Raw genomic sequence first — 24,697 nt, 5'->3', positions numbered from 1 at the left:
CGGCGCGCAGCGTCGGGTGGGCGGCGGGCGAACCCGCCGCGATGGGGTCAGAAACTGCGCCGCAGCCAGGAGCCGAAGCGTCCGACGCGCGTGCGTCGGTCAAAGGCGAAGTCCAGCCGGGACTGGTCGGGAACGTGCTCGACGGCCGCCACCTGGGGATAGATCAGGAGGCCGACGGCGGTGGCGAAGGCAGGGCTCTTGTTGCTGGCCGAAAGGCCCGCGACGCCGAGCGGCCGGCCGAGCCGGACGTTGCGGTGCAGGATGAGCCGCGCCGCCTCGTTGAGGCCCGAGAGCTGGCTCGCGCCGCCGGTGAGGACGACGCGCTTGCCGATGACGTGCCCGAGATTGGAGGCGTTGAGCCGGTCCCGGATGAGTTCCAGCGTCTCCTCGACGCGCGGACGGATGATACGCGCCACAAGGTTGCGCGAAACATTGATCGGCTGTTCGCCGCTGTCGTCGCCGAGCGGGGCGACGGCCACGGTCTCGCTGTCGGCCTCGAAGCCCGGCAGGGCGTTGCCGTGCATGACCTTGAGCCGCTCGGCCTGCTCCGGCCGGATCGACAGACCGCGCGCCAAGTCCATCGTGATGTGGTGTCCGCCCAGCGCCACCGCGTCGGCATAGGCGAAGTGGCCGTTCTGGAAGATCGAGATCGTCGTGGAACCGGCGCCCATGTCGATGCAGGCCGACCCCATCAGGGCCTCGTCGTCGACAAGCGTCGACAGGCCGCTGGCATAGGGCGTCGCGACAAAGGCCTCGACCACCAGATGCGCCCGGTTGATCGCGGTCTCGAGGTTGCGAAGCGGCGTTTCCTCGGCCGAGAGGATGTGAAGATCCGCGCCCAGCTCGGACCCGGTCATGCCGACGGGGTTCTCGAGACCTGTCTCGCCGTCGAGGCTGAGGTCGAACGGCACGCGGTGGAGCGCGAGGCGCCCCTCGCGCAGCGGCGTGCGACCCGCGGCGGCCAGCGCCTCGGCCAGATCCTCGGCGGTCACCTCGCCGCTCTCGATGGCGAGCCGCGCGGAGCCGCGAAGGCTCTTCAGGCGGCCGGCCGTCACCGACACGATCAACGATTCGATCGTCAGGCCCGCCATGCGCTCGGCCGCGTCGACGCAGTGCCGGATCGAGGCCTCGGCGGCGTCGAGATCCACGACCACACCGCTCTTGACGCCACGCGAACGCTGGTGACCGATGCCGACCACCTCGACCACGTGCGTGCGACCCGGCAGGACCTCGCTTTCGGGGCGCGGCTTCAGCCGGGCGATCAGGCACGTCACCTTGGACGAGCCGATGTCCAGCACCGAGATCGTGCGCACACGCCGGTCCGAGGGCTTCTTCAGCCGCGGCAGCTCGTCGCCCTTCCGGGAGAAGATCGTCATACCGGCTTCTCCTTTCTTGCCTGCTTCACCAGCTTGTCCCGCTCCTTGAGCGCCTTGTCGCGCCGTTCCTTGGCGGCGGGCGTCAGCTTCACCACGATCCGGTCCTCGAGCCGCAGGTCCACGGCCGCGATGTCGCGCGACAGGACATGCTCCTCGCGGTCGAGCCGCATGAGCCGGGCTGCGGCCTCGATGGGCTCCAGTTCCGGCAGGCGCACCACGACACCGTTGTCGAGACGCAGGTCCCAGCGGCGGTCGCCCACCCTCACATACGACCTGATCCTTGTGCCAAGCTCCGGTACCAGGGCCATCTTGTCCAAGATGTCGGTCGCCTCGCGCGCTGCGCCCGGCCCCACCACGAAGGGAAGCTCGGTGAAGCGCGTGGTGGCGTAGGGCACGATCTCGCGTCCGTCGCGATCAACGATCCAGAGATCCTTGTCGCGCTGCCACAGCGCGAAGGGCTTGCGCTCGACGAGGCGCACGCGGACGGTGTCAGGATACTGCTTCTCGACGCTGGCGCTCTCGACCCAGGGCATGGCCTCAATCGCCTTGCGCGCGGCGTCGACATCGAGCGACGGCAAGGAATGGGATCCCGACATCCAGAGGGTCTGGAGGATGTCGATCTCGCTGGTCTCGGAGTAGCCCTGCACGTCGATCGTCTCGATCGACAGGCCGAGCGGATCGGCGATCGCGTCGATCACCGTGATCGTGTGGCCCCCGAGCGCCATGCCATACAGACCGGTCGCCCCGATCACGCCGATCACGACCGCGCCGAAGCGCGGCAGGTTCTCGGCGCGTGCATGGCGGATGCGACCGACGATCCGGCGCCCGAAGCGATGGAGGCGCAGCACCACCGGGCTGACGCGGCTCCAGTCGGGCATGGGCAGCGCGGGGCGCGAGGTCAGCGACGGCATGAGGCGTCCCTCACCATCCAGGCCAGAAGTTCGCCGAACGAATGGCCGCTGGCGCGCGCGATGTCGGGCACGAGCGAGGTCGGCGTCATGCCCGGCTGCGTGTTGATCTCCAGCCAGACGAGTTCGCCGCGCTCCCCGCCCCGGTCGTCGAAGCGGAAGTCGGAGCGCGTCACGCCGCGGCAGCCGATCGCCTTGTGGGCGGCCAGCGAGGCCTCCTGCACGCGCTTGACGACCGCTGCCGGGATCTCGGCCGGGATGACGTGCCGCGAGCCGCCGGGCAGGTACTTCGAATCGTAGTCGTAGAAGGCGTGGCCTTCCGTCGTGATCTCGCAGACCGGCAGCGCCACGTCGCCCATCACGGCGCAGGTCAGCTCGCGGCCGGGCACGAAGCGCTCGACCATGACCTCCTCGCCGAAGGTCCAGTCGCTCGCATGGAGCTGCTGCGGCGGGTGCGCCTGATCCTGGCGCACGATCAGGACGCCGAAGGACGAGCCCTCCGCGATCGGCTTCACGACGTAGGGCGTCGGGATGACGTGGGCGCGGGCCGCCTCGCGACGCGCCACGACGCGCGTGTCGAGCACGGGAACGCCCGCGGCCTTGGCGACGAGCTTCGCCTTCACCTTGTTCATGGCGAGCGCCGAGGCCAGCACGCCGGAATGGGTATAGGGGATCTCCAGGAACTCCAGCACGCCCTGGATCGTCCCGTCTTCGCCGAACGGTCCATGCAGCGCGTTGAACGCGACGTCGGGCTTGAGTTCGGACAGAACGCCGGCGATGTCGCGGCCGACATCGACGCGCGTGACCCGGAAACCCTCGGCCTCCAGCGCGTCGGCGCAGGCGTTGCCGGAGGACAGGCTCACCGGCCTTTCCGAGGACAACCCGCCCAGCAGCACTGCGACATGCACACTCATCGAACCCGCGGTCCCGCTCCTGTTCAGCGAAGACCATTCATGCGGGTTCGATGGTTAAGCAGTGGTTAACCGTATCGCGCGCCGGCAAGAAAATCGTAACGGCGTTCCCGAACCGCCCGTTAACTCAATCGGCCTAGCGCGGGTCGGCCGTGAAGGCGATCGTCAGCCAGCGATCGTCGGGACGGCCGCCGACGGCGGCGCCGATCTCGGTGCGGATGGCATCGTAGTCGCGGATCGACTGGGAGGGGTGATCGGGCGGCAGGATGAAGTGCATCTCGATCACCTCGGAGCGCCCGCTCTTGGCGACGTAGGTGCGCGCGTCCAGAAAGCCGTGGCGGGCGACGATTCCGCGCGCGACCTCGGCGACGCGCCGGTCCAGTTCGGGGGGCGCCACGAGGGCGATGTCCTTTATCGCCGACAGGACCGTGCGCAGCGGCACCGGGATCAAGACCAACGTCAGCACGGCCAGAACAGCGGGATCGACATAGGGCGTCCACGCCACCAGCGGCCCGCTCTGCAGAAGAGCGGCGATCGCGAAGGCGGCCAGCAGAGCCGCCGTGATCAGGCCGGACATGGCCCAACCCTTCACGTCCAGCGCCAGGAACTCCGAACCGATCTCGCGGTTGCGCCGCCGCCCGTAGACGAACATCGCGGCGCAGATCGCCACCACGATCACGGCGTAGCCGATCGCCCAGTCGAAGACGAGCTCGCGCCCGCCCGACAGCAGGGCCTCCACCGCGTTCACGAAAGCGTAGACCGAAAGAAGCGTCAGCAGACCGCCGTTGAAGGCGAGCACCATCGGTTCGATGTGCCAGAAGCCCATCTGGAAGCGGCGACTCGGGCGGCCCGCGATCAGTCGCGCCACCAGAAGGGCCAATGCCGTCATCGAGGCATCGACCATCGAGAACATGCCGTCGAAGGCGATCGAGAGCGACCCCGACAGGATGCCGAAGACGACGCCGAAGGCGCCGATCAGGATGGTCGCGGCGATGGAGCGCCGCAGGACGCGCTGCTCGGATGCCGCGCGGTCGATGGTTGTCACGGCCGGAAGCCTTCGACCTCGCGACCGGGGACGAAACGCCCGATGCGGCGGATCTCCCATTCGAGAAGGATACCGCTCGACTGGAAGACGCGCCGTCGCACCTCTTCGCCGAGCGCCTCCAGATCATGGCCCGTCGCCGTGCCGCGATTGATCATGAAGTTGCAGTGCATGGCCGACATCTCGGCGTCGCCGACCGCAAAGCCGCGACATCCCGCACGATCCACCTCGCGCCAGGCGGACGTGCCGGGCGGGTTCTTGAAGGTCGAGCCGCCGGTCTTCTCGCGCACCGGCTGCGTGGTCTCGCGATGGTGCTCGACCTCGGCCATGGCCTGCCGGATCGCCGCGGGATCGGTCTGCGGCCCCTCGAACAGGGCCGACACGAAGATCAGCTCCTCGGGAGCCTCCGCATGACGATAGGTGAAACCCATCTCGGCGCGGGACAGCGTATGGACCGCGCCCGAGCGGTCCAGCGCGCGCGCTTCGACCAGCCGGTCCGCGGTCTCGACCCCGTTGGCGCCGCCGTTCATGCGGATGGCACCGCCGACCGAACCGGGAATGCCGTGCAGGAAGTGGAAGCCGCCGAGACCCGCCTCCAGCGCGACCGCCGCCAACCGCTTGTCGGACGCCGCAGCGCCGGCCTGGATGCGTTCCCCGCCAAACGCCGCGACCTCGCCGAAGCCCTTGGTGGCGAGCCGGACGACCACGCCCTCGACGCCGCCGTCGCGCACGAGGAGGTTCGAGCCGATGCCGACCACGGTCAGCGGCACCTCCTCCGGCAGAAGCGCCAGAAAGCGCGCCAGATCCTCCTCGTCGGCCGGTTGAAACAGGAGATCCGCCGGCCCGCCCGTGCGGAACCAGGTGACCTTGGCCAGGTCCGCGTTGGGTGTCAGCTTCCCACGCAGTCCCCGCGCGGGGTCGCTCAGGTGCGCGAGAAGATCGGCCTCCATGTCAGGCGAGCGGACCCAGAGCGTCCAGCTGGCGCGGGAGCGCGTAGGCCCATTGCGTGATCGAGCCGGCCCCGAGGCACACGACCATGTCACCGCTTCTGGCCACGCGATGCACGAGGGGGGCGAGCTCGTCCGGCCCGTCGATGAGGCGCGCGTCGCGGTGGCCGCCGAGCTTCAGGCGCTCCACCAGCATCTCGGAGTTCACGAACTCGATCGGCTCCTCGCCGGCCGCATAGACCGGCGCGAGGATCACCGTGTCGGCATCGTTGAAGCAGGCCGCAAAATCCGAGAAGAGCGACTGGAGGCGCGTGTAGCGGTGCGGCTGGACGACGGCGATGACCCGGCCTCCGGCGGCCGAGCGCGCAGCCGACAAAACGGCGCGGATCTCCACCGGATGATGGCCGTAGTCGTCATAGACGTCGACGCCGAGGGCTTGGCCCGTATGGGTGAACCGACGCTTCACGCCGCCGAACGAGCCGATGCCGCGCCGGATCCCCTCCTCCGAGATGCCGATGCGATGCGCGACCGCGATCGCGGCGGTCGCGTTGGACACGTTGTGGCGGCCGGGCATCGGGAGCGACAGGCCCGCGATCTCGGTGGTCTCGCCCGAGACACGGTCGCGGATGGTCACGTCGAAGGTCGAGCGCGCCCCTTCCGGCTTCACGTTCGAGAAGCGCGCGTCGGCCTGCAGGTTCTCGCCATAGGTGATGATGCGCCGGTCCTCGATCTCGGCCACCAGCGTCTGCACCTCGGGGTGGTCCAGGCACATCACCGCGAAGCCATAGAAGGGCACGTTCTCGACAAAGGCCCGGAAGGCCGAGCGCACCTTGTCGAACGTGCCGTAGTGATCGAGATGCTCCGGGTCGATGTTGGTGACCACGGCGACGTCGGCCGGCAGCTTCAGGAAGGTGCCGTCGCTTTCGTCGGCCTCCACGACCATCCAGTCGCCCGCCCCCATGCGCGCGTTGGTGCCGTAGGCGTTGATGATGCCGCCGTTGACCACGGTCGGATCGAAGCCGCCGGCATCCAGCAGCGCCGCCACCATCGAGGTCGTCGTGGTCTTGCCGTGCGTGCCGCCGATGGCGATCGCCTGGCGAAAACGCATCAGCTCGGCCAGCATCTCGGCGCGGCGCACGATCGGCAGCAGCCGCTCGCGCGCAGCGGCCAGCTCGGGGTTCGAGCGCTTGATGGCGGTCGAGACCACCACGACCTCGGCCCGGCCCAGGTTCTCCGCCGCATGGCCGACGTGGACCGTCACGCCCTTCTCGCGCAGGCGCTGGACGTTGGCATTCTCGGAGGCGTCCGAGCCCTGCACGGTGTAGCCGAGGTTGACGAGCACCTCGGCGATGCCGCTCATGCCGATGCCGCCGATGCCGATGAAATGCACCGGGCCGATATTGGGCGGCATCTTCATGGGAGCTGATCCTTCAAGCGGTTTGGCGGCCCGGCATAGCTTCCACGAGGTCGGCAAGCAACCGCGCCGCGTCGGGCAGGCCTTGCGCGCGCGCCGCGGCGGCCATCGCCGTGGCGCGGGCCGGATCGTCGGCGACCTCCCGCACGAGGTCCGCAAGCCGCTCGCCGGTGAACTCGCTCTGCCGCACGACGGTGGTCGCGCCCGACGCTTCCAGTCGCGCGGCGTTCGCGGCCTGGTCGTGATCGAGCGCGAAGGGATAGGGCACGAGGACGGACGGGCGGCCGACGACGGCCAGCTCCGAGACCGTGGAGGCGCCCGAACGGCTGACCACGAGATGCGCCTTGGCCAGACGCTCCGCCATGTCGCGGAAGAACGGCGCGACCTCGGCCGGAATGCCCTCGCGATCGTAGAATTCGGAGACCGCAGCCTCGTCCTCGGCGCGGGCCTGCTGGGTCACGCGCAAGCGAGCGCGCAGCTCCGGCGAGAGCCGACGCACGGCGTCCGGCAGGACGGCGGCGAAGACGCTCGCCCCCTGGCTGCCGCCGAACACCACGAGATGGAACGGCTCGCCCGCCGCGCTTGGCGCATACGGAACCTTGGCCGCTTCCAGAACGGCGGGCCGGACCGGATTGCCGGTGAGCGTGGTCTTGGCGGCGTGCGCGGCGTCGGCCCCGTTCTGCGCGATGCCGGCGGCGATCGCGCGCACCCGACTCGCCAGGAACCGGTTCGCGCGGCCCATCACGGCGTTCTGCTCGTGGATCAGCGTCGCCTCGCCGGCCTGCACCGCACCCATCATGGGCGGGATCGTCGGATAACCGCCGAAGCCGACGACCGCGGCGGGCTTCAGCCGCTTCATCAAGGCGATCGATTGGCGATAGCCGCGCCAGAGCTTCAGCCCGGAGCGCAGGACGGCGAGCGGGTTGCGCGAGCCGAAGGTCGCGGACGGCACGATGTGCACCGCTTCGGCCGGAAAGCTCGACGCGTAGCGGTCGGCCCGCTCGTCGGTGACGAGATGCACCTCGCGGCCGCGCGACTTCAGCTCGTGCGCCAGCGCCTCGGCGGGGAAGAGATGCCCGCCGGTGCCGCCGGCGCAGAGAAGGATGGGAGCCGTCATAAAGCCTCCGGAGCCACGCGCGAACCTTCATCGACGCGGTCGATCAACCAGTCGCCTCTGTGCCGTTGATCACAGGCCCGGAGGTCGGCAGCTTATAGAAGACAGCGCGGCAGCACGCCATCACCGCAAGCGCAGGGAAGCCACGACATGCACGACGTCCATCAAACCATTGAGGTTTTGGGAACCGCGTTGGGCCTTGAGGATCTGCAGTTCGACGCTGACGGCAACCTGACGCTCGCGATTGACGGCGACCTTCTGATCAACATTCACAAGCACGACACCACGACGTTTGAGATTTGGACCGCGCTTCGCTCGAACGTTGACACGCGCGACCCCTCACTGCTCGCATCGCTTCTGATCGCCAACCATTTGGGCGAGGGCACCGGAGCGTCTCGCCTCGCGTTGACGCCGGACCGCAGCGGCGTCGTCCTGTGCGTGCGTCTTTCAGTGGAGGATCTGAGCGAGCGAGGCCTAGAGCGCCATCTTGCCGACTTCATCCGTCACGCGACGTTCTGGAATTCGCCTCACTCTCTCAGTTCGTCAGCAGGTGTAAACGCCGGGATGCCGGTTGGCGGCGACGAGCCGAGCTTCATGATCCGCGCCTGAGGTCGGACCCAAGCCCTTCCGAAACCAAAAACCGAGAGTCGTCCGTGAGCAAGATCAACAATTCCCCAGTCAATGTTCCGACAACGACGATCAGCCCAAAGGCCGGAAAACTGCTCGATGCGGTAGTGGCGCCGCCCAAGGCTGCGAAGCTGTTGGGCCTTGAGCCGAACACCGTGATTTCCCACCGGGCGACCGCGCAGACTCCACCTCATTCCAGCGGAGTCGGCGAGAAGATCAAAGCCTTCGTCAGCGAAGTAGGGAAAGAAATCGCAGGCTTGGCCAATGCGGGGCTGCACGCTCTTAAGGGACTAGTCTCGCGAGCGCCGCAGGCCAATCCTCCTGCTGCACAGCAGTCTCAGACCAACGTATCTGACGCTTCAACGAAACCGGCAAAACCGCAGCCTCACTCGGACCCGCAGATAATTGCTCTCCGCAAGACCGGCATCTACAAGACGTTCAACAATGGTATCGATGTCAGCAAGATGACACCGGCGGAGCGTGGCGCCTGCTCATACGCCAACGTTCGGTTCAAGGCTTCAGAAGCGAAAGCCGGCGCCAGCGAAGAAACTAAATCGCGCTGCGTCAACACTTTCCTCCGCTCTGACAACTCCGCATCGAAGGTCTCGGCCTTCATTGCCAAGCAAAGTCCTGAAGTCCAACAGACCACCACTAATATCGCCAAAATCCTCAAGGATAAGACGGTAGGCATCAGCGCGGCGGCTTATGGCGTGGACGGAAAGCCTGCGCAGCATAATGGCATCGGAAGCGCGCTCAAGGATGGCAAATCGCTGACCGATCTGGCGAAGGCTAGTATCGCGACAATGGATGATGCGCTCATAGCGTTTATCGGAGACCCAAGTGACTTAGACAGCATCGAGGCAGCCGCAAATAGGCTTGACCAAAACCTCTGCAACCAGTTGGGCACAAACTGGAAAGCGATCGAAGACAGCGGTATCACCGATCCCGACACATCTCATAATCTTAAGATGCAGTGTGGGCGCGATGCGCTAGGTCTTCGAACGCAGATGCCGGCGCTCACGAACCTGTCGGTACTGGACACGACCCTGACACAGGATCAGAAGCGCACGATCCAAGAGAACAACAAGGGAATGATATCGGTCGTCAACGGTTTTCGCATCGGTAGCGAGGGTAAGGATGCAAGTCCTGAGGTTGCGGAAGCTGCGGCACATTTGAACGATCGATGGGATCCAGCGCTTGAAAAATTCTTTGCGTTCGCGGCCGCGCGCGCAGATCCGGCGGCCGTATCTCAAGCCGCGCTCGAAGGAGCGCCGATGCTTGCGGAGTACCAAGCACTTGAGCAGAAAATTGCCGATCGGACTGCCGAACTTAACGCCGCCTGACGTAGACGGTGCTGCTGAGACCCATGGGAGACCCTCGTAGGTAGCAGCCTCACACCGCCTGCGCCGCCAGCGTCCGCTCCATCAGCCGGTCGGTCTGGGAGACGTTGTCGGCGCGGTGGCGGGTGAGGGCCAGCACGAAGCCGGCGGTGATCGCGACCGCGAGCATCGACGAGCCGCCATACGAGATGAAGGGCAGCGTCATGCCCTTGGCGGGCATGAGGTGGAGGTTCACCGCCATGTTGATGATCGACTGAAGGCCGAACAGCATCACGAGACCGGTGATCGCGAGGCGGTTGAACGTGTCGCGCTGTGCGAAGGCGACGTTCAAGCCCCGGATCACGATGAAGGCGAAGATCGCCGTCAGCGCCATGCAGGAGATGATGCCGAACTCCTCGGCGATCACGGAATAGGCGAAGTCGGTGTGGCTGTCGGGGAGAAGGCGCTTCACGATGCCCTCGCCCGGTCCCTGCCCGAACCAGCCGCCCCGCAGGATCGCCTCGCGCGCCGTGTCGGTCTGGAACGTGTCGCCCTCGCCCGTGAGGAAGCGGTCGAAGCGCGAGGCGACGTGCGGGAAGACGACATACGCGCCGAGGATGCCCGCGCCGCCGAGGCCGCCCAGCATCACGATCCACAGCCAAGGCAGACCGGCCATGAAGAACAGGCCGCCCCAGACCGCCGTGGTCAGGATGGTTTGGCCGAGGTCGGGCTGCGCGACGAGCAGCGCCACGACCGTGCCGAGCAGCATGATCGAGAAGAGGTTGCCGGGAATGTCGGTGCGGCGCGAGCGCTCGGCAAACAGCCAGGCGCAGACCACGACAAAGGCCGGCTTCATGAATTCGGACGGCTGGATCGTCAGGGGGCCCGCACCGATCCAGCGACGCGCACCCTTCACCTCCATGCCGAAGAACAGCGCCGCGACCATAAGGACCAGCGCGCCCGCCAGCATGATGATCGACATGCGCCGGATGCCGCGCGGCGTGAGCAGGGACGTCGCCAGCATCGCGGCGATCGATGGCACGAGGAACAGGGCGTGCCGCTTCACGAAGTGAAACGGCTCCAGCCCGATCTTCTCGGCGACCGGCGGGCTGGCGGCGAAGCTGAGGACCATGCCGCCCAGCATGAGGATCAGGAAGGCCGCCAGGAACCAGCGGTCGATCGACAACCACCAGTCGGTGAGAAGGCCCTTCTTGGCGCGACTGGCGGCCATGGCGCTCATGTCCTCGTGATCGGCTCGGCGCCGGGCAACGCGTTCACCAACTGGCGGAACGTGTCGCCTCGCACCTCGAAATTCCGGAACTGGTCGAACGAGGCGCAGGCCGGCGACAGGAGGACGATTTCTTCCCGTCCGCTCGTTCCCGCCTCGCGCGCGGCGTTCTCGACCGCGACCTGGAGACTACCCGAGATTTCGTAAGGAATTCGTTCACCAAGCGTAGCGGCAAAGGCGGGTGCCGCTTCGCCGATCAGATACGCCTTGGCGACCCGCGGAAACAGCGATTCGAGCGAGGCGATCCCGCCCTCCTTGGGCAGGCCGCCAGCGATCCAATGGATGCGCGGGAAGCTGCCGAGCGCCGGTGCGGCGGCATCGGCATTGGTCGCCTTGGAGTCGTTGACGAAGAGGACGGAGCCGACGCGCGCGACCTCTTCCATGCGATGGGCAAGGCCCGGGAAGGACCGCAGGCCTGCCTCGATCTCCGGGAACGACAAGCCGAGCGCGCGCAACGTCGCAACGGCCGCCGCAGCGTTCTGCCCGTTGTGCGCGCCGCGCAGCGACCCGATACCGCCGAGCGAAATGCGCCGTTCGATCTCGCCGCCTCTTGCGACCTGAAGCACGCCGTCGCGGAAGAAGACGCCGTCCGCCAGCTCGCGCGAACGCGAGATCCGAACGAGCGGGCGCCCCTCGCCCTCGTGCCAATCGGCGATGCGGGCGCACCATTCGTCGTCAACGCCGATCACCGCCGTGCCCGCGTCCTTTAGAAGGCGAGCCTTGATGGCCGCGTAGTTCTCCATCGTCCCGTGCCGGTCGAGATGGTCCGGCGACAGGTTCAGGAGGAGGCCGACGGTCGGGGCGATCGAGGGCGCGAGGTCGATCTGGTAGGACGAGCACTCCACCACGTAGAAGCGATCCGGTGCCGGCGGATCCAGCGTCAGGACCGGCACGCCGATATTGCCGCCGAGCTGCGTGTCGCGACCCGAATGGCGCAAGGCATGGGCGATCAGTGCGGTGGTGGTGCTCTTGCCGTTGGTGCCGGTGATGGCGATGAACGGCGCGTCGCGGCACAAGCGCTCGCGCTCGCGGGCGAATATCTCGATGTCGCCGATCACCGGAACGCCGTGGGCGCTGGCGAGTTCGGCCGCCCAATGGGGCTTGGGATGTGTCAGCGGCACGCCGGGCGACAGAACGAGCGCGGCGATGCGCGTCCAGTCGAGCGCATGGAGATCGCCGGTCGGGATCCCCTCGCCCGTTGCCGTCTCGACCGAGCGCGGGTTATCGTCGAACGCCGTCAGCCGTGCGCCGCCCGCCTGCAGCGCCCGCGCGGTCGCCAGACCCGACCCGCCGAGCCCGAACAGGGCGACCGGCTGCCCGCGGAAGGTCTCGGCTGCGATCATGACCGTTCGCCCTTCAGCGCAGCTTCAGCGTCGACAGGCCGACAAAGGCCAGCAGAAGCGCGATGATCCAGAAGCGCACCACGACCTGGCTTTCGGTCCAGCCGAGCTTCTCGAAATGGTGGTGGATCGGCGCCATCAGGAACACGCGCTTGCCGGTCAGCTTGAACGAAGCGACCTGAATGATCACGGACAGCGCCTCGATCACGAAGAGACCGCCGATCACGGCGAGCACCAGTTCGTGCTTGGTGGCGACGGCCACGGTTCCCACCAGACCGCCCAGCGCCAGCGACCCGGTGTCGCCCATGAAGATCGCGGCGGGCGGCGCGTTGAACCAGAGAAAGCCCAGTCCCGCCCCGATCAACGCGCCGCAGATCACCGACAGCTCGCCCGTGCCGACGACGTAGTGGATCTGCAGGTAGTTCGCGAAGTTCGTATTGCCCGCGAGATAGGCGATGAGACCGAAGGCGGCGGCCGCGATCATGATCGGCATGATGGCGAGACCGTCGAGGCCGTCGGTGAGGTTCACCGCATTGCCCGCGCCGACGATCACGACGGCGGCGAAGGCCGCATAGAACCAGCCGAGGTCGATCAGGAGCTGCTTGAAGAAGGGGATCGACAGCGAGGTCGCGAACGTGCCGGTCTGGGCCAGGATGATCAGGACGCCGGCCAGAAGCGCGATGGCGAACTCGATCGCGAGCCGCGCCTTGCCCGAGAAGCCGAGATGGCTTTGTTTCGTGACCTTCAGGTAGTCGTCATAGAAGCCGATGCCGCCGAAGCCGACGGTCACGAGCAGGACGGTCCAGACATAGAGGTTGGTGAGGTCCGCCCACAGAAGGGTCGAAACAAGAAGACCCGACAGGATCATCAGCCCGCCCATCGTCGGGGTGCCGGCCTTCTTGAAATGGGTCTGCGGCCCGTCGGCGCGGATCGGCTGTCCCCGCCCCTGGCGCACGCGCAGGTTCGCGATGATCGCGGGTCCGAACAGGAACACCGTAATGAAGGACGTGATCAGCGCTCCGCCGGTGCGGAAGGTGATGTAGCGAAAGACGTTGAGGACCTGAACGTCTGCGGCGAGCGCGGCAAGGTAGCTGAGCATCGGTCGTTCAAGCGTCCTGAGCCATGCTGTTGGGGCGGGGCGACGCGTCGGACGTCGCGGCAGGCGAGCCGAGACGAGCGACGAGGGACTCCACGAGGCGACTGAAGCCGATGCTCTTGGACGCCTTGGCCATGACGACGTCGCCGGGCCGAAGATGACCGCTCAAGCTTTCCTCAAGCTCCCCGGCGGTCGCGAACCACTGCGCCTCGACCCCGCGCTCGCGCAGGGCGAGGTAGAGCGTGCGCATCTCCGCACCGGCAAGGAGCGCGAGGTCGCAACCCGCCTCCATGACGGGCTCGGCGAGCGCCTCGTGAAGGTCGCGCGAGAAGGACCCCAGCTCCAGCATGTCGCCGAGCAGCGCGATGCGCCGGCCGCCAGTGCCCGGCCGGGTCGAGCCCAGGAGACCGAGCGCAGCCCGCATCGAAGCGGGATTGGCGTTGTAGCTCTCATCGATCAGAGTCAGTTGGCCGGAGCCGATCGCCAGCGAATGGCGCGCACCACGCCCGGTGCCCGCCCGCCAGGAGGACAAGGCGGCGGCCGCCAGCGAAACGTCGGCGCCCAGGAGATCGGACGCACCGAGAACCGCCAGCGTGTTCTGAACGAGATGGCGACCGCCCGACGGCAACTGGAACTCGACCGCGGTCCCGTCGATCAGGGCGGTGGCGTGCGATCCTTCGTCGAGCGGAGCGTAGCCCGTCAGGCGATAGTCGGCGCCCGGCGCCTCGCCGAAGGTCGTGATGCGGGTGACGCCGGCCGCGCGCGCGATCTGCGACAAGGCGGCGCTTTCCGGATCGTCGGCATTGATCACGGCCGTTCCGCCGGCGGTCAGTCCCTCGAAGATCTCGCCCTTGGCCCGTGTGATCGCGCGAAGGTTCTCGAAGTGTCCGAGGTGAGCAGGGGCGATTAGCGTGACGATCGCCACGTGCGGACGCACGAGCTTCACCAACGGCCGGATCTCGTCGGGATGGTTCATGCCGATCTCGAACACCGCAAAGCGCGTATCGGCGGGAAGCCGCGCGAGCGAGAGCGGAACACCCCAATGATTGTTGAACGACGCCGCCGAGGCGTGCACCGAGCCCTCGGCGCCGAGCGCATGGCGCAGCGCCTCCTTGGTGGTGGTCTTTCCCACGCTTCCGGTCACCGCAACGATGCGGGCCTGCGCGCGGGCGCGGGCGGCGATCGCCAGCCGTTCCATGGCCTTGAGAACGTCGTCCACCACGAGAAGGGGCACGGGCAGCGCACCCAGCGCCGGCAGCTTCTCCTTGGAGACGACGAGCAACGCGGCGCCGGCGGCGATCGCGGGTCGTAGGAACTGGTGCCCGTCGACCCGGTCGCCCCGGATCGCGAAGAAGACGTCGCCCGCTTCGAGCGATCGCGTGTCGATCGACACGCCGCCGATCGAGGGGGGCATGGCACCGACCGGCCGTCCGCCGGTGGCCTCGGCGATCGCGGCGCCGGTCCACAACGGCTCGGTCATCGTGCGGCCTCCGCCACGGCGCGCCGCACCTCGTCGTGGTCGCTGAAGGGCAGCGTCGTCGTGCCGACGGTCTGGCCGTTCTCATGCCCCTTGCCGGCCACCACCACCGTGTCGCCGGTCCGCGCGATCGCGACAGCATGGCGGATCGCCTCGCGCCGATCGGCGATCTCCTCGGCCTTGGGTGCGGCCTCGAGGATCGCGGCCCGGATCGAGGCGGGCTCCTCGGAGCGGGGGTTGTCGTCGGTGACGATCACGACGTCGGCGAGCCGCTCGGCGATCGCGCCCATGATCGGACGCTTGCCGCGATCACGGTCTCCGCCGCAGCCGATCACCGCGATCACCCGGCCTGTCGTGAAAGGGCGGACCGCTTCGAGGACGTTTTCCAGCGCTTCGGGCTTGTGGGCATAGTCCACGAAGACCGGCGCGCCCGCCGCCGTCGTCGCCGCGAGATCGAGCCGCCCCGGCGCGCCCTGCAGCGTTTCCAGTGCGGGGAGAACGTCGTCGACGTTGACGCCGCCCGCCACCGCGAGCCCGGCGGCCACCAGCGCGTTCGACATCTGGAACTCGCCCGCGAGCGGCAGCACGATGCGATGAAGCTTGCCGGCCGCGTCGATCTCCGCGATCTGGCGGTTGCGCTCGTGCTCGAGGCGCTTCAAGCGCAGGAAGCCGCCCTCGCGCCCGACCGTCATCACGGCCATCCCGGCGCGCTGGGCCGCCTCGACCGCCGCGCCCGACCAGCGATCGTCCGCGAAGATCACCGCCGGCGACCCCTTCGGCAGAAGCGTATCGAACAAGCGCATCTTGGCCGCGAAATACTCCTCCACGGTCGCGTGGTAGTCCATGTGGTCGCGGCCAAGGTTGCTGAAGCCGGCCGCGCGCAGCCGCACGCCGTCGAGGCGACGCTGCTCGAGACCGTGGCTCGATGCCTCCATCGCGGCATGGGTCACGCCCTCGTCGGCCAGTTCCCGCATGAGCTTGGCGAGCGCCACCGGGTCCGGCGTCGTCAGCGTGCCGTAGTCGTCGCGGGTCGGCGACACGACGCCGGTCGTGCCGATCGAGGCCGCCTTGAGGCCGAGCGCCGTCCAGATCTGGCGGGTGAAGGCGGCGATCGATGTCTTGCCGCTGGTGCCGGTCACCGCCACCACATGGTCGGGCTGCGCTCCGTAGAAGCGAGCCGCCATCAGCGCGAGCGCCCGGCGCGCGTCCGGAGCGCGAAGCGTCGGGCCGCTCGCCCCGGGGTCGGCCGCGTCGATCGGGAGAAGAACGGCCGAGGCGCCCTTGCTGCGGGCTTCCGCGACGAAGCTGGCGCCGTCTCCCTTCGTACCGGGCAGGGCCGCGAAGAGATCGCCCGGCTTCACGTGGCGGGAGTCGGCGGTCAGGCCTCCTATCTCGACGCTCGCGAGGTCGTCGCCCCGTGCGATGTCGGCGGCGAGGTCGGAGAGTTTCATCAACGGCATTCCCGTATCCGTTCGCGGCCGCAGCCGGGGTCGGCGGTCGGCTTAAGACAAGTCGGCGGCCGATAGAAGCCTTTTCGAATCGGCGGGCGCGCCCGAGGCGGCGCTGCCTCTGTCACCTGCCGATCGGTGTCAGTAGGATACGAGCAGCTGGCGACCCGTGTCGCCGAAGTCCGGCTTTACGTTCAGGAAGGTCGCAGCGCGCCGCACGATGTTGCCGACCATGGGCGCGGCGTTGTAGCCGGCGGTCGCGGCATACTTGCCCTCTTCCTTCTTGGGTTCGTCGATGATCGTGAGCACGAGGTATCGCGGCTTCTCGATCGGGAAGGCGCCGACATAGGCGTTGAAGCGCGAGTCCTTCGAGTATCGCCCGTTCACCACCTTCTCGGCCGTGCCGGTCTTGCCGCCCACGTGGTAGCCCGGCGGGTTGGCGCTCTTGCCCGAACCCTGCTCGCCGTTCAGGCGGAAGATGCCGCGCATCTCGTCGGAGGTCTGCTGGGACACGACGCGCACCTTCATGGCGTCGGCCTGTTCCTTGGTGCGAGGCAGGAAGGTCGGCGGGATGTACCACCCGCCATTGGCGATCGCGGCGGCCGCCACCGCGGTCTGAAGCGGCGTCGTCGACACGCCGTGACCAAAGGCGATCGTCATCGAGTTGATCTTCTTCCAGACCTTGGGCTGCGTCGGCATGGCGACCTCGGGCAGTTCGGTCTTGACCTTCGACAGAAGGCCCATGCGCGTCAGGAACTCCTTGTGCCCGTCGATGCCGACGAGATCGGCTTCGCGCGCCGAGCCGACGTTGGAGGAGTACTCGAAGATCTCGGGCACGGAGAGCGGGCGTCCCTTGCCATGGAACTCCTTGATCGTGAAGCCGGCGACGCGGAAGGGCGTCGTGGAGAAGATGTCGGTCACCTTCACCTTGCCGGAGTCCAGCGCCATGGCGGTGGTGAAGATCTTGAAGGTCGAGCCCATCTCGAACGTGCCGGCCGAGATGCGGTTGAGGTTTTCCTTCTTGAGCGCGTCGCCGGGCGAGTTCGGGTCGTAGTCCGGATAGGAGGCCATGGCGATGATCTCGCCCGTCTCCACGTCCATCACGAGCCCGCCGGCGGCGACCGCCTTGTACTTCGCCATGGCTGCGACGAGCTCGTCGCGCACGATATGCTGCACGCGCAGGTCGAGCGACAGCTTGACCGGCTCGAGATCGCCGTTCGACGCGAAGCCGGTCGACTGCAGGGCGCGGAAGCCCGAGTCGTCGACATACTTCTCCATTCCGGCGATGCCCTGATTGTCGACGTTCACGGCCCCCATCACGTGGGCAGCGGTCGGACCGCCGGGGTAGAAGCGCTTCTTCTCGGTGCGAAAGCCGATACCGGGGATGCCGAGGGCCAGGATCTCCTGCTGCTGGCGCGGCGTCAGCTCGCGCCGCAGCCAGGCGAAACCCGACTTCGAGGACAGCCGGGCATGCACGACCTTGGGGTTGAGATCTGGCAGGACCGTCATCAGCGCCTCGGTCGCCTCGTCGGCATCGACGATGCGGCGCGGCTCGGCAAACAGCGAGGCTGTCTTGATGTCGGTCGCCAGAACCTCGCCGTTGCGGTCCACGAGGTCGGGCCGCGTGATCGGTCCGCCGATCCCGGACGTCTGGAAGAGGTCGACCGGGTTGGAGATGGCGCCCCACACGACCAGCCGGGCGCCGATCACGCCGTAGATTGCGCAGAAGAGACCGACCGCGATCAGGAAGCGCGGACGATTGCGCGGTGGCTCGGCGCGGCGCGGACGAAGCGACCGGCGCGTCGGTGCGCTCCCTGGGGCTGCAGTGGAAGAAGCGAGAAGGCCGCGCAGCGGCGAGCGCCGGAGAAGCGAGCCGATCATCGCGCGCGCACCTTCGAGGCGTCGGCAAGGGTGCGCGACTTCGCGTCCTTCTCGGGCTCCGGCGGGAGAGGCGCCGAGGGCAGCTCGTCCGGCCGGACGATCTGCTCGGGCGCGATCGGCACGAGCTGCAGATCGGCCGTGAAGGCTTCCGCAAGCTGTTCCATGCGACGCGGCTGGTTCAGGAGGCTCCAGTCGGCCTCCAGGAGCTGGATCGTCTCGCGTTCGAGCGCGATCTTGCGGTCCAGCGCCATGACTTGGCTTTCCAGCGTCTCGACCTGGTACTTGTTGCCGAACGTCCAGGCGGCGGCGCCGAGCATCAACACGATCAGAAGAACGTCGAGCGTCTTCAACATGGATAGATCAAGCTCCGGCGGCGGGCAGATCGGCCAGGTCGGGCAGATCCGCGAAGGCATGGGCCTCCCGCCCCTCGCGCGCGGGCGCTTGGGTTCGGGTGGCGGATCGCAGCTTGGCCGATCGAGCGCGCGGGTTGAGGGCGATCTCGCCCTCCTCGCCCACGACCGGCCGATTGCGCGACTCGAATGTTGGGGCCTTATGCTGAACATCGGGTAAATGGCGCGAACCTGACGCCGCCTCTGAGCGGTCGCGCAGGAAGCGCTTGACGATGCGATCCTCCAGCGAATGGAAGGTGACGACCGACAAGCGACCGCCCGGCCGCAGCATCCGCTCGGCGGCCAGAAGCGCGCGCACGAGTTCGCCGAGCTCGTCGTTGACGAAGATCCGCAACGCCTGGAAGGTCCGGGTCGCGGGATCGATCCGGTCCTTCGGGTTGCGCCCGATGGTGCGCGCGACGAGACCCGCCAGATCGAGCGTGCGCTCGAAGGGCCGTTCCGTGCGGCGCGCCTCGATCGCGCGCGCGATACGGCCCGCCTGCCGCTCCTCGCCCAGGAAGTTCAGGATGCGCGCGAGGTCACCAACCTTGAGACGGTTGACGACGTCGGCCGCGGTCGGGCCCGAGCCGCTCATGCGCATGTCGAGCGGCCCGTCCTTCTGGAACGAGAAGCCGCGCTCCGCCTCGTCGATCTGCATCGACGACACGCCAATATCGAGGACGATGCCGTCGACGGTCTCGACGCCGTCCTGTCGCAGAAGCGCTTCCAGGTCGCCGAAGCGCCCCTCGCGCAGCGTCAGCGCCGGATGCTCGTCGAGAAGGGCACGCGCTCCGGCGATGGCGCTCGGATCGCGGTCGATGCCGAGCACGCGATATCCGCGACGAAGAAGGGCGGCCGAATAGCCGCCCGCGCCAAACGTGCCGTCGACGATCAGGCTTCCGGGAGGAAGGTCCAGCGAAGCCGTGACCGGCGCGAGAAGCACCGGAATGTGACGAACCGGTCCGCCATCGGCGGGATCCTCGGTCCCGCCGAGATCCGTCATCATTCCGGTGATCTCTCGCGCTCGTCGCGCGACGAGCGCTTGGCCAGAAGCCGGGCGCGCGCCTCGGCCCGATGGGCCTCGAAGGCGGCCGGCTCCCAGAGCTGAAAGAAGTGCGAGCGCCCGACGAAGGCGACGCGATCCTCGATGCCGGTATGGGCGCGCACGAAGTCCGTGACGCCCATGCGCCCCTCGCCGTCGAGCTTCAGGAAGGCGCCGTCCCCATAGGCGAAGAGCGACATGTCGGCGTAGTCCTCGCCGAACGGGTCCTCCTGCGCCATGCGAGCCTCGTAGCGCTCTAGGAGATTCATCCCGCCGACATCGATCGCCGGCTGGCCGATCGCCTGCAAGGCGTAGAGCTCGCGGTCGCCGCGCGAGGCGAGGATCTGACGAAAAGGTGCCGGCACGGAGACTCGCCCCTTCGCGTCCACGTTGTTGATCCAATTGGACAGGAAGCGCATCCGCGACAGACCCGTTTCCATCCGGCGAGGCGTTCGATCGCGCATCCACCGGACGCCGGCTCCGCACGCTCGCCGATTCCGGGAAGCAGGCACACGCCTGCCCCGAGGCGGGCTCATACAAACCCGCCGCACAGTCTCGACACGATGGAACCGGGCCGACTGGAAGGGGTCGAACCGTGGGATTTGGGATAACATGGGACCCCATGGGGGTCAATGGGAACAGCGGTCCCGAACCTGGTACGAGACCAGCTACACCAAGCAGGAACGAAACAAAAACATTGTTCTAGAACAGTTGGTTACAGCTTTTCGCCGCGACCCAGGACAGCGCCCAGCGTGGCATCCCCGCACCGCTTGGCAGGAGACCCCAACGCCGCCACTTGCCGCCGCGCCACAACGCCATAGCGTCGCTGTGGGGCGCGATCCCATGACGTGCGTCATCGACACCGGCCAGCCCCATGTCGAGCCTGCCGGTGTCGATGGCGCACGATCGGAAAGTCTTGCGTTGGAAAATGCCAGTCGGCCTGTAAGCCGGGTTCTGTCCGGCAGCTCGGAAGCTGCCTTGGGCGACCATTCCTCTGGGACGACGCTCGCGCGCCGCCTCAAGCAACCCACCCGAACGACCGGCCCGGAGAGGGCTGACGGTTGCCCGCCGCGTCGTTCCTATTCGGTTTTGCTCCCGGTGGGGTTTACCGTGCCGCTTCCGTTGCCGGTCGCGCGGTGGGCTCTTACCCCACCGTTTCACCCTTACCTTCCCGCGATCCGGAGATCATGAAGGCGGTCTGTTCTCTGTGGCACTGTCCCTGGGGTCGCCCCCGCCGGGCGTTACCCGGCACCGTTTCTCCGTGGAGCCCGGACTTTCCTCCCCCGCGGCCTTTCGGCCCTTGCGGCAGCGGTCGCCCAGCCGACTGGCGGCCCCTTAAGGGACACCGGGGCGCGGCGTGTCAAGCCGCGACCGCTCAGATGCCCGAGTCGCGGGAGCGGTCCGAGTCGAGGCTGGCGAGCACGAGCTTCACCTTCTCGCAGTAGCGCGCCGAGGTCGGGTTCATGCGACGCGAGTAGTGGCCGGCATTGTACTTCAGGATCGTGCCGCACAGCGTACCGCCACCGCGGCGCTCGGCGCCTGCGAGATACTTCATGCCGTATCGGATGTTGACGATCGGATTGTAGAGATCGGTCGCATCGCCCTCGAAGCCCATGTCACGCGCCGTCGCCGGCTTGATTTGCATGAGGCCGATCTCGCCGGCCCGGCCGGTCACGTCGACACGGTAGCGGCTTTCCACCGAGACGATGGCGTGGGCGAGTTGGACGGAAACGCCGTTGGCACGAGCTTCACGCTCGATGATGTCGGCAAAGGGACGAGCCGCGAGCGTGGAGTCGGTGGGTTCGGCGGCCGCCGTTGCGGCAGCCTGGGGCGTCTGGATGTCGGCGGGCTTGAGCGGCGCCGTGGAGGTGGACGAAGCGGAATCGGCAAAGGCAGCGGAAAAATGGGCAAGCGAAAGCGTCACGGCGCAAGCCATGGCAGGCAGTTTCGTCATTTCGGTCCTGTATTACGGATCGTCGGCCCCGCCCCGCCCCAAAACCCGGCGTGCGAACCGTCCCCTCTCTGCCGCGATGCTCAGCGGCGGTGACAGGCTCGGTTATGCGGACGAACCGGACCGTCAATGTGACGATCTGGTAACAGAATATTTCAGAGTGATACAAACACGGCGCGATGATTCGCGGCCGTTCAGCCTCTCGTCAGCTACGGCCTAGTTAGGAGAAGCTGGTGAAGCGTGGCGACCGTCGACGTATCGGCGCACCCGTCCAACTTGCGCGGTCGGTGGTGACGCTGGAAAGCCAGGGTAGCAAAATGCGTTGCATCGTCGAAGGTTCCGGTCGCCTCGCAATCATATCCGTAGCTGGCTAACATCTGCTGCCACGCGGCCACGGGGGGGCCGACATCACCACGCGTGAGAAACCGGCCACTACGTATTTCCACGGGTGTCACGAGATGACCGACGCCTGCCGCCGAGAGTTGATCCCACGGAAAGAATTCGCCCGGATCCTCCTTGCGCGAAGGCGCAATATCCGAGTGCCCCACGACACGATCGCCCACGATCGACCAGCGTTCGACACATTCTCGGCACAATTTCACAACCGTCGCGATCTGTTGCGGCGGAAACGGCCGATAGCCATGCTCATGGCCGGGGTTGACGATCTCGATCCCAATCGACCGCGAGTTGAGGTCGCTCTGGCCCTGCCAGCGCGAAACGCCGGCGTGCCACGCGCGGCGCGCTTCCGGCACCATCTGGATCAGAGAACCGTCTTCCTCGACCAGATAATGGGACGAGACGGCGGCCGTCGGATCGCGCAGCCGCGCGAGCGCCGAGGCGCCGTCGCGCATCCCCGTATAGTGCAGGACGAGCATGTCCGGTGCGATACCGCCTGCCCTCTCGTTGTGATTGGGCGAGGGCTCCACGCGCGAGACCAGCGCGCTGTCGGCCGGCCAGACCTCGGCGGTCTCCCTCGATGTCACGAGACGGCCACGCGCCCGACCATCGCCCATGCGGCATTGATCGCCTTCATGCGCTCGGTGGCGATCGCCATGAACTCGGCCGGCACGCCGCGCGCTGCGAGGCGGTCGGGATGGTTCTCGCGCACGAGATGAAGGTAGCGCCGACGCATCTCGTCGTGGCTTGCGCTCGGATCGACGCCGAGGACGGCGTAGGCCCCCGCCTCGCCTCCATCGACATGCCGGGCACGGATCCGCTCGAACTGGACGGCGGTGAGACCGAAGCGCTCGGCCACCTCCGCCAGAAACGCCAGTTCGCGCTCGTGCACGACCCCGTCGGCACCCGCGATGTGGAACAGGCCGTCGAGCACGTCGACCAGAAGCGCGCAGCCCTCTTCGCCCTCGGCCGGCGGCTCTTCGCAGAGCGCGCGCATGCGCGAGGCGTAGATTTCGAAGCCGGCGGTATCCTGCTGGGCGATGGAGTAGAGACGGAAGACGTTCTGGATCTCGTCGGGCGGGATCAGGAAGATGCGGCGGAAGGCGCTGATTTCGGCGGGCGTGACGACGCCGTCGGCCCGCGCCATCTTGGCAGACAGCGCGATCATGGCCACCGAGAACGCCACGCGACGCCGCGTCTCGCGGTCGCCCGAGAAAGCCGTACGAACGCGCTCCACCAAGGCCTCGACCACCGAGCCGCCCTGTTGCGCGAGATCCCTCAGGAGTTGACCGAGGGTGGAGAAGATCGACATGCCGTCCGTCCAAGGACCGGGCGAATCCCGGCGCCTTTTCTATCGCGTTGCCGCGCACACGAAAAGACGGCCCATGGCCGGCTGATTTCGCACATGCAAACGGCCGGCTCCAAGAGCCGGCCGCCGTGTCATCTCGAGATCGAGATCGATCAGTTCGTCGTGGTCGTGGACGAGCCACCGGTCGCCGGCGCCATCGTGCCGCCGGTGGCCGGCGTCGTGGTCGTGGTCGCGCCGGGGGTCGTGCCGGCGCCCGTCGTGGCCGGGGCCGTGGTCGTCGAGCTCGACGTGGTGGACGGCGTCGTGGAGCTGTTGTCGGAGCAGGCCGACAGAGCCAGAAGGGCGGCGACGCCAGCGGCGAGCGTGAGGGTCTTCATGAATGTCGATCCTTTTGCGACGATGTACCTTCAGGGTCTCCAACGCAGGTGCGGCCAATTGGTTCTCCCGCATCAGATCACGCATTCTTTTGTCCCGATGCAGAGCATGGAATGGTTCAGACGCCGGGCGCGTCAGCCTCGCGACAGCCGGCGCCGCGAACGTGCGCGCCGAAGCCGCGCGTCCCGTCACCCATGCGCCGCGCCGATCAGGAGCCGTTCCAGACCATGAACCACGCCGGCGACAACCGCAGCCGATCGGCTCCGATCCGGGCCCGTCGCTGGGTGCTGGCCGCAGCCCTGTCGGCGCTGGCGGCGCTAAGTGCCTGCCGCTCCGCATCGCTCGACCCTGCGGAGCTCGGCCTCACCGGCATCAAGGGCTCCGCGCCCGAGCATTACCCGGTACACGGGATCGACGTGTCGAAGTATCAGGGCGAGATCGATTGGGATGCCGCGCGCCGTGGCGGCGTCGCCTTCGCGTTTCTGAAGTCGACCGAGGGTGGCGACCGCGTCGATGCGGCCTTCTTGCGCAACTGGAAGGCGGCGGCCGCCGCCGGGGTGCCGCGTGGAGCCTACCATTTCTACTACTGGTGCCGGCCCGGGGTCGAGCAGGCCGCCTGGTTCATTGCCAACGTGCCGCGCGACCCGCAGGCGCTGCCGCCCGTCCTCGATGTCGAATGGAACCCAGACTCGCCGACCTGCACGCGGCGTCCGCCACGCGACGAGGTGGTGCGCGAGATGACCGCCTTCCTCGACGCCGTGGAGCGGCATTACGGCGTGCGCCCCATCATCTACGCGCCGATCGACATCCACCGCGAACGCCTCGTCGGAACCTTCCCGAAGCACCAGTTCTGGCTTCGCGGCGTGAAGGATCACCCGACCGCGAACTATCCCGATCGCGACTTCCGCTTCTGGCAATGGACCGCGACCGGCACGGTACCGGGTGTCGACGGTCCGGTGGACCGCAACGCCTTCTCCGGCACGCGCGAGGACTGGCGCGCCTGGCTCGCGGCTCATCGCCCGTCGAGCTGATACGGCAGGTCACGCT

The 24,697-nt window shown here is 67.6% G+C and carries 23 protein-coding genes and 1 other RNA gene; 3 read left to right on the top strand and 21 right to left on the bottom strand.

Features of this window, described 5'->3' with window-relative positions; genetic code table 11:
* Positions 1-47: 47 nt before the first annotated feature.
* The 7 genes from ftsA to murG all read right to left on the bottom strand — a co-directional run bounded on the left by ftsA (position 48) and on the right by murG (position 7,715).
* The gene (ftsA, locus tag BLQ76_RS01320) at positions 48-1,376 is read right to left on the bottom strand and encodes a cell division protein FtsA (RefSeq protein ID WP_090667748.1); all 1,329 of its coding nucleotides are present in this window, start codon (positions 1,374-1,376) and stop codon (positions 48-50) included.
* Entirely contained in the window at positions 1,373-2,287 is a 915-nt protein-coding gene (locus BLQ76_RS01315) for a cell division protein FtsQ/DivIB (protein ID WP_090667745.1), read from the bottom strand. Before BLQ76_RS01315 ends, ftsA begins: the two co-directional genes overlap by 4 nt.
* Entirely contained in the window at positions 2,275-3,198 is a 924-nt protein-coding gene (locus tag BLQ76_RS01310) for a D-alanine--D-alanine ligase (RefSeq protein ID WP_090667743.1), read from the bottom strand. Before BLQ76_RS01310 ends, BLQ76_RS01315 begins: the two co-directional genes overlap by 13 nt.
* A 133-nt stretch (positions 3,199-3,331) precedes the next feature.
* Entirely contained in the window at positions 3,332-4,240 is a 909-nt protein-coding gene (locus tag BLQ76_RS01305; RefSeq protein ID WP_244519434.1) for a cation diffusion facilitator family transporter, read from the bottom strand.
* Positions 4,237-5,187, bottom strand: a complete 951-nt coding sequence (gene murB, locus BLQ76_RS01300) for a UDP-N-acetylmuramate dehydrogenase (RefSeq protein ID WP_090667737.1) — start codon at positions 5,185-5,187, stop codon at positions 4,237-4,239. The genes BLQ76_RS01305 and murB overlap by 4 nt, the downstream gene beginning before the upstream one ends.
* A gap of 1 nt (position 5,188) precedes the next feature.
* Positions 5,189-6,601, bottom strand: a complete 1,413-nt coding sequence (gene murC / locus BLQ76_RS01295) for a UDP-N-acetylmuramate--L-alanine ligase (protein ID WP_090667734.1) — start codon at positions 6,599-6,601, stop codon at positions 5,189-5,191.
* A 13-nt stretch (positions 6,602-6,614) separates the two neighbouring features.
* Positions 6,615-7,715, bottom strand: coding sequence for an undecaprenyldiphospho-muramoylpentapeptide beta-N-acetylglucosaminyltransferase (gene murG / locus BLQ76_RS01290; RefSeq protein WP_090667731.1), 1,101 nt, complete (start codon positions 7,713-7,715; stop codon positions 6,615-6,617).
* A 147-nt stretch (positions 7,716-7,862) separates the two neighbouring features.
* Between murG and BLQ76_RS01285 the strand changes: the two genes are divergently transcribed.
* Positions 7,863-8,321 carry a type III secretion system chaperone gene (locus tag BLQ76_RS01285; protein ID WP_090667727.1) on the top strand — a complete coding sequence of 153 codons (459 nt, stop codon included), beginning with the start codon at positions 7,863-7,865 and terminating at the stop codon, positions 8,319-8,321.
* A 44-nt stretch (positions 8,322-8,365) separates the two neighbouring features.
* Entirely contained in the window at positions 8,366-9,682 is a 1,317-nt protein-coding gene (locus BLQ76_RS01280) for a hypothetical protein (protein WP_139183891.1), read from the top strand.
* A gap of 49 nt (positions 9,683-9,731) precedes the next feature.
* Here BLQ76_RS01280 and ftsW read toward each other — a convergent pair whose 3' ends face one another.
* The 14 genes from ftsW to BLQ76_RS01210 all read right to left on the bottom strand — a co-directional run bounded on the left by ftsW (position 9,732) and on the right by BLQ76_RS01210 (position 23,652).
* Positions 9,732-10,889: a putative lipid II flippase FtsW gene (gene ftsW, locus BLQ76_RS01275; RefSeq protein WP_090669461.1), complete on the bottom strand. Its 1,158-nt coding sequence runs from the start codon at positions 10,887-10,889 to the stop codon at positions 9,732-9,734.
* 5 nt (positions 10,890-10,894) lie between these two features.
* Positions 10,895-12,289 carry a UDP-N-acetylmuramoyl-L-alanine--D-glutamate ligase gene (murD, locus tag BLQ76_RS01270; protein WP_090667722.1) on the bottom strand — a complete coding sequence of 465 codons (1,395 nt, stop codon included), beginning with the start codon at positions 12,287-12,289 and terminating at the stop codon, positions 10,895-10,897.
* A 13-nt stretch (positions 12,290-12,302) separates the two neighbouring features.
* A complete protein-coding gene (gene mraY / locus BLQ76_RS01265; RefSeq protein ID WP_090667718.1) occupies positions 12,303-13,385 on the bottom strand; it encodes a phospho-N-acetylmuramoyl-pentapeptide-transferase in 1,083 nt (360 codons plus the stop codon).
* Between the two features lie 7 nt (positions 13,386-13,392).
* Positions 13,393-14,862, bottom strand: a complete 1,470-nt coding sequence (locus BLQ76_RS01260) for a UDP-N-acetylmuramoylalanyl-D-glutamyl-2,6-diaminopimelate--D-alanyl-D-alanine ligase (protein WP_090667715.1) — start codon at positions 14,860-14,862, stop codon at positions 13,393-13,395.
* Positions 14,859-16,310, bottom strand: a complete 1,452-nt coding sequence (locus BLQ76_RS01255; protein ID WP_090669458.1) for a UDP-N-acetylmuramoyl-L-alanyl-D-glutamate--2,6-diaminopimelate ligase — start codon at positions 16,308-16,310, stop codon at positions 14,859-14,861. Before BLQ76_RS01255 ends, BLQ76_RS01260 begins: the two co-directional genes overlap by 4 nt.
* Before the next feature lie 138 nt (positions 16,311-16,448).
* Complete coding sequence (locus BLQ76_RS01250) at positions 16,449-18,188, bottom strand: peptidoglycan D,D-transpeptidase FtsI family protein (protein ID WP_090667712.1); 1,740 nt, start codon at positions 18,186-18,188, stop codon at positions 16,449-16,451.
* The gene (gene ftsL, locus BLQ76_RS01245; protein ID WP_090667709.1) at positions 18,185-18,541 is read right to left on the bottom strand and encodes a cell division protein FtsL; all 357 of its coding nucleotides are present in this window, start codon (positions 18,539-18,541) and stop codon (positions 18,185-18,187) included. Before ftsL ends, BLQ76_RS01250 begins: the two co-directional genes overlap by 4 nt.
* Before the next feature lie 7 nt (positions 18,542-18,548).
* A complete protein-coding gene (gene rsmH / locus BLQ76_RS01240; RefSeq protein ID WP_170842465.1) occupies positions 18,549-19,580 on the bottom strand; it encodes a 16S rRNA (cytosine(1402)-N(4))-methyltransferase RsmH in 1,032 nt (343 codons plus the stop codon).
* Entirely contained in the window at positions 19,580-20,059 is a 480-nt protein-coding gene (gene mraZ, locus BLQ76_RS01235) for a division/cell wall cluster transcriptional repressor MraZ (RefSeq protein WP_244519433.1), read from the bottom strand. The genes rsmH and mraZ overlap by 1 nt, the downstream gene beginning before the upstream one ends.
* Positions 20,060-20,546: 487 nt before the next feature.
* Positions 20,547-20,947: RNase P RNA component class A (gene rnpB, locus BLQ76_RS01230), an RNA gene on the bottom strand.
* Positions 20,948-20,994: 47 nt separating this feature from the next.
* Entirely contained in the window at positions 20,995-21,573 is a 579-nt protein-coding gene (locus tag BLQ76_RS01225) for a lytic transglycosylase domain-containing protein (RefSeq protein WP_090667703.1), read from the bottom strand.
* Positions 21,574-21,779: 206 nt separating this feature from the next.
* Positions 21,780-22,583, bottom strand: a complete 804-nt coding sequence (locus tag BLQ76_RS01220; protein WP_090667700.1) for a peptidoglycan recognition protein family protein — start codon at positions 22,581-22,583, stop codon at positions 21,780-21,782.
* Complete coding sequence (locus BLQ76_RS01215) at positions 22,550-23,278, bottom strand: J domain-containing protein (RefSeq protein WP_090667698.1); 729 nt, start codon at positions 23,276-23,278, stop codon at positions 22,550-22,552. The genes BLQ76_RS01220 and BLQ76_RS01215 overlap by 34 nt, the downstream gene beginning before the upstream one ends.
* A 149-nt stretch (positions 23,279-23,427) precedes the next feature.
* Positions 23,428-23,652: a hypothetical protein gene (locus BLQ76_RS01210; RefSeq protein WP_090667695.1), complete on the bottom strand. Its 225-nt coding sequence runs from the start codon at positions 23,650-23,652 to the stop codon at positions 23,428-23,430.
* A gap of 225 nt (positions 23,653-23,877) precedes the next feature.
* Here BLQ76_RS01210 and BLQ76_RS01205 point away from each other — a divergent pair, with 225 nt between their 5' ends.
* On the top strand, positions 23,878-24,681 hold the full coding sequence (locus tag BLQ76_RS01205) for a glycoside hydrolase family 25 protein (RefSeq protein ID WP_090669450.1): 804 nt from the start codon (positions 23,878-23,880) through the stop codon (positions 24,679-24,681).
* Positions 24,682-24,697: the final 16 nt, after the last annotated feature.

Source organism: Aureimonas jatrophae (genome assembly GCF_900104035.1).
Classification (GTDB): domain Bacteria; phylum Pseudomonadota; class Alphaproteobacteria; order Rhizobiales; family Rhizobiaceae; genus Aureimonas; species Aureimonas jatrophae.
This window is presented reverse-complemented; position numbering and strand designations above follow the sequence as displayed.

Bases quoted from the DNA above. Each gene is read 5' to 3' on its own strand.
- ftsA (WP_090667748.1), bottom strand. From the start codon at position 1,376: ATGACGATCTTCTCCCGGAAGGGCGACGAGCTGCCGCGGCTGAAGAAG.
- BLQ76_RS01315 (WP_090667745.1), bottom strand. From the start codon at position 2,287: ATGCCGTCGCTGACCTCGCGCCCCGCGCTGCCCATGCCCGACTGGAGC.
- BLQ76_RS01310 (WP_090667743.1), bottom strand. From the start codon at position 3,198: ATGAGTGTGCATGTCGCAGTGCTGCTGGGCGGGTTGTCCTCGGAAAGG.
- murB (WP_090667737.1), bottom strand. From the start codon at position 5,187: ATGGAGGCCGATCTTCTCGCGCACCTGAGCGACCCCGCGCGGGGACTG.
- murC (WP_090667734.1), bottom strand. From the start codon at position 6,601: ATGAAGATGCCGCCCAATATCGGCCCGGTGCATTTCATCGGCATCGGC.
- murG (WP_090667731.1), bottom strand. From the start codon at position 7,715: ATGACGGCTCCCATCCTTCTCTGCGCCGGCGGCACCGGCGGGCATCTC.
- BLQ76_RS01285 (WP_090667727.1), top strand. From the start codon at position 7,863: ATGCACGACGTCCATCAAACCATTGAGGTTTTGGGAACCGCGTTGGGC.
- ftsW (WP_090669461.1), bottom strand. From the start codon at position 10,889: ATGGCCGCCAGTCGCGCCAAGAAGGGCCTTCTCACCGACTGGTGGTTG.
- murD (WP_090667722.1), bottom strand. From the start codon at position 12,289: ATGATCGCAGCCGAGACCTTCCGCGGGCAGCCGGTCGCCCTGTTCGGG.
- mraY (WP_090667718.1), bottom strand. From the start codon at position 13,385: ATGCTCAGCTACCTTGCCGCGCTCGCCGCAGACGTTCAGGTCCTCAAC.
- BLQ76_RS01260 (WP_090667715.1), bottom strand. From the start codon at position 14,862: ATGACCGAGCCGTTGTGGACCGGCGCCGCGATCGCCGAGGCCACCGGC.
- BLQ76_RS01255 (WP_090669458.1), bottom strand. From the start codon at position 16,310: ATGAAACTCTCCGACCTCGCCGCCGACATCGCACGGGGCGACGACCTC.
- BLQ76_RS01250 (WP_090667712.1), bottom strand. From the start codon at position 18,188: ATGATCGGCTCGCTTCTCCGGCGCTCGCCGCTGCGCGGCCTTCTCGCT.
- ftsL (WP_090667709.1), bottom strand. From the start codon at position 18,541: ATGTTGAAGACGCTCGACGTTCTTCTGATCGTGTTGATGCTCGGCGCC.
- rsmH (WP_170842465.1), bottom strand. From the start codon at position 19,580: ATGACGGATCTCGGCGGGACCGAGGATCCCGCCGATGGCGGACCGGTT.
- mraZ (WP_244519433.1), bottom strand. From the start codon at position 20,059: ATGGAAACGGGTCTGTCGCGGATGCGCTTCCTGTCCAATTGGATCAAC.
- BLQ76_RS01225 (WP_090667703.1), bottom strand. From the start codon at position 21,573: ATGACGAAACTGCCTGCCATGGCTTGCGCCGTGACGCTTTCGCTTGCC.
- BLQ76_RS01220 (WP_090667700.1), bottom strand. From the start codon at position 22,583: ATGGGCGATGGTCGGGCGCGTGGCCGTCTCGTGACATCGAGGGAGACC.
- BLQ76_RS01215 (WP_090667698.1), bottom strand. From the start codon at position 23,278: ATGTCGATCTTCTCCACCCTCGGTCAACTCCTGAGGGATCTCGCGCAA.
- BLQ76_RS01210 (WP_090667695.1), bottom strand. From the start codon at position 23,652: ATGAAGACCCTCACGCTCGCCGCTGGCGTCGCCGCCCTTCTGGCTCTG.
- BLQ76_RS01205 (WP_090669450.1), top strand. From the start codon at position 23,878: ATGAACCACGCCGGCGACAACCGCAGCCGATCGGCTCCGATCCGGGCC.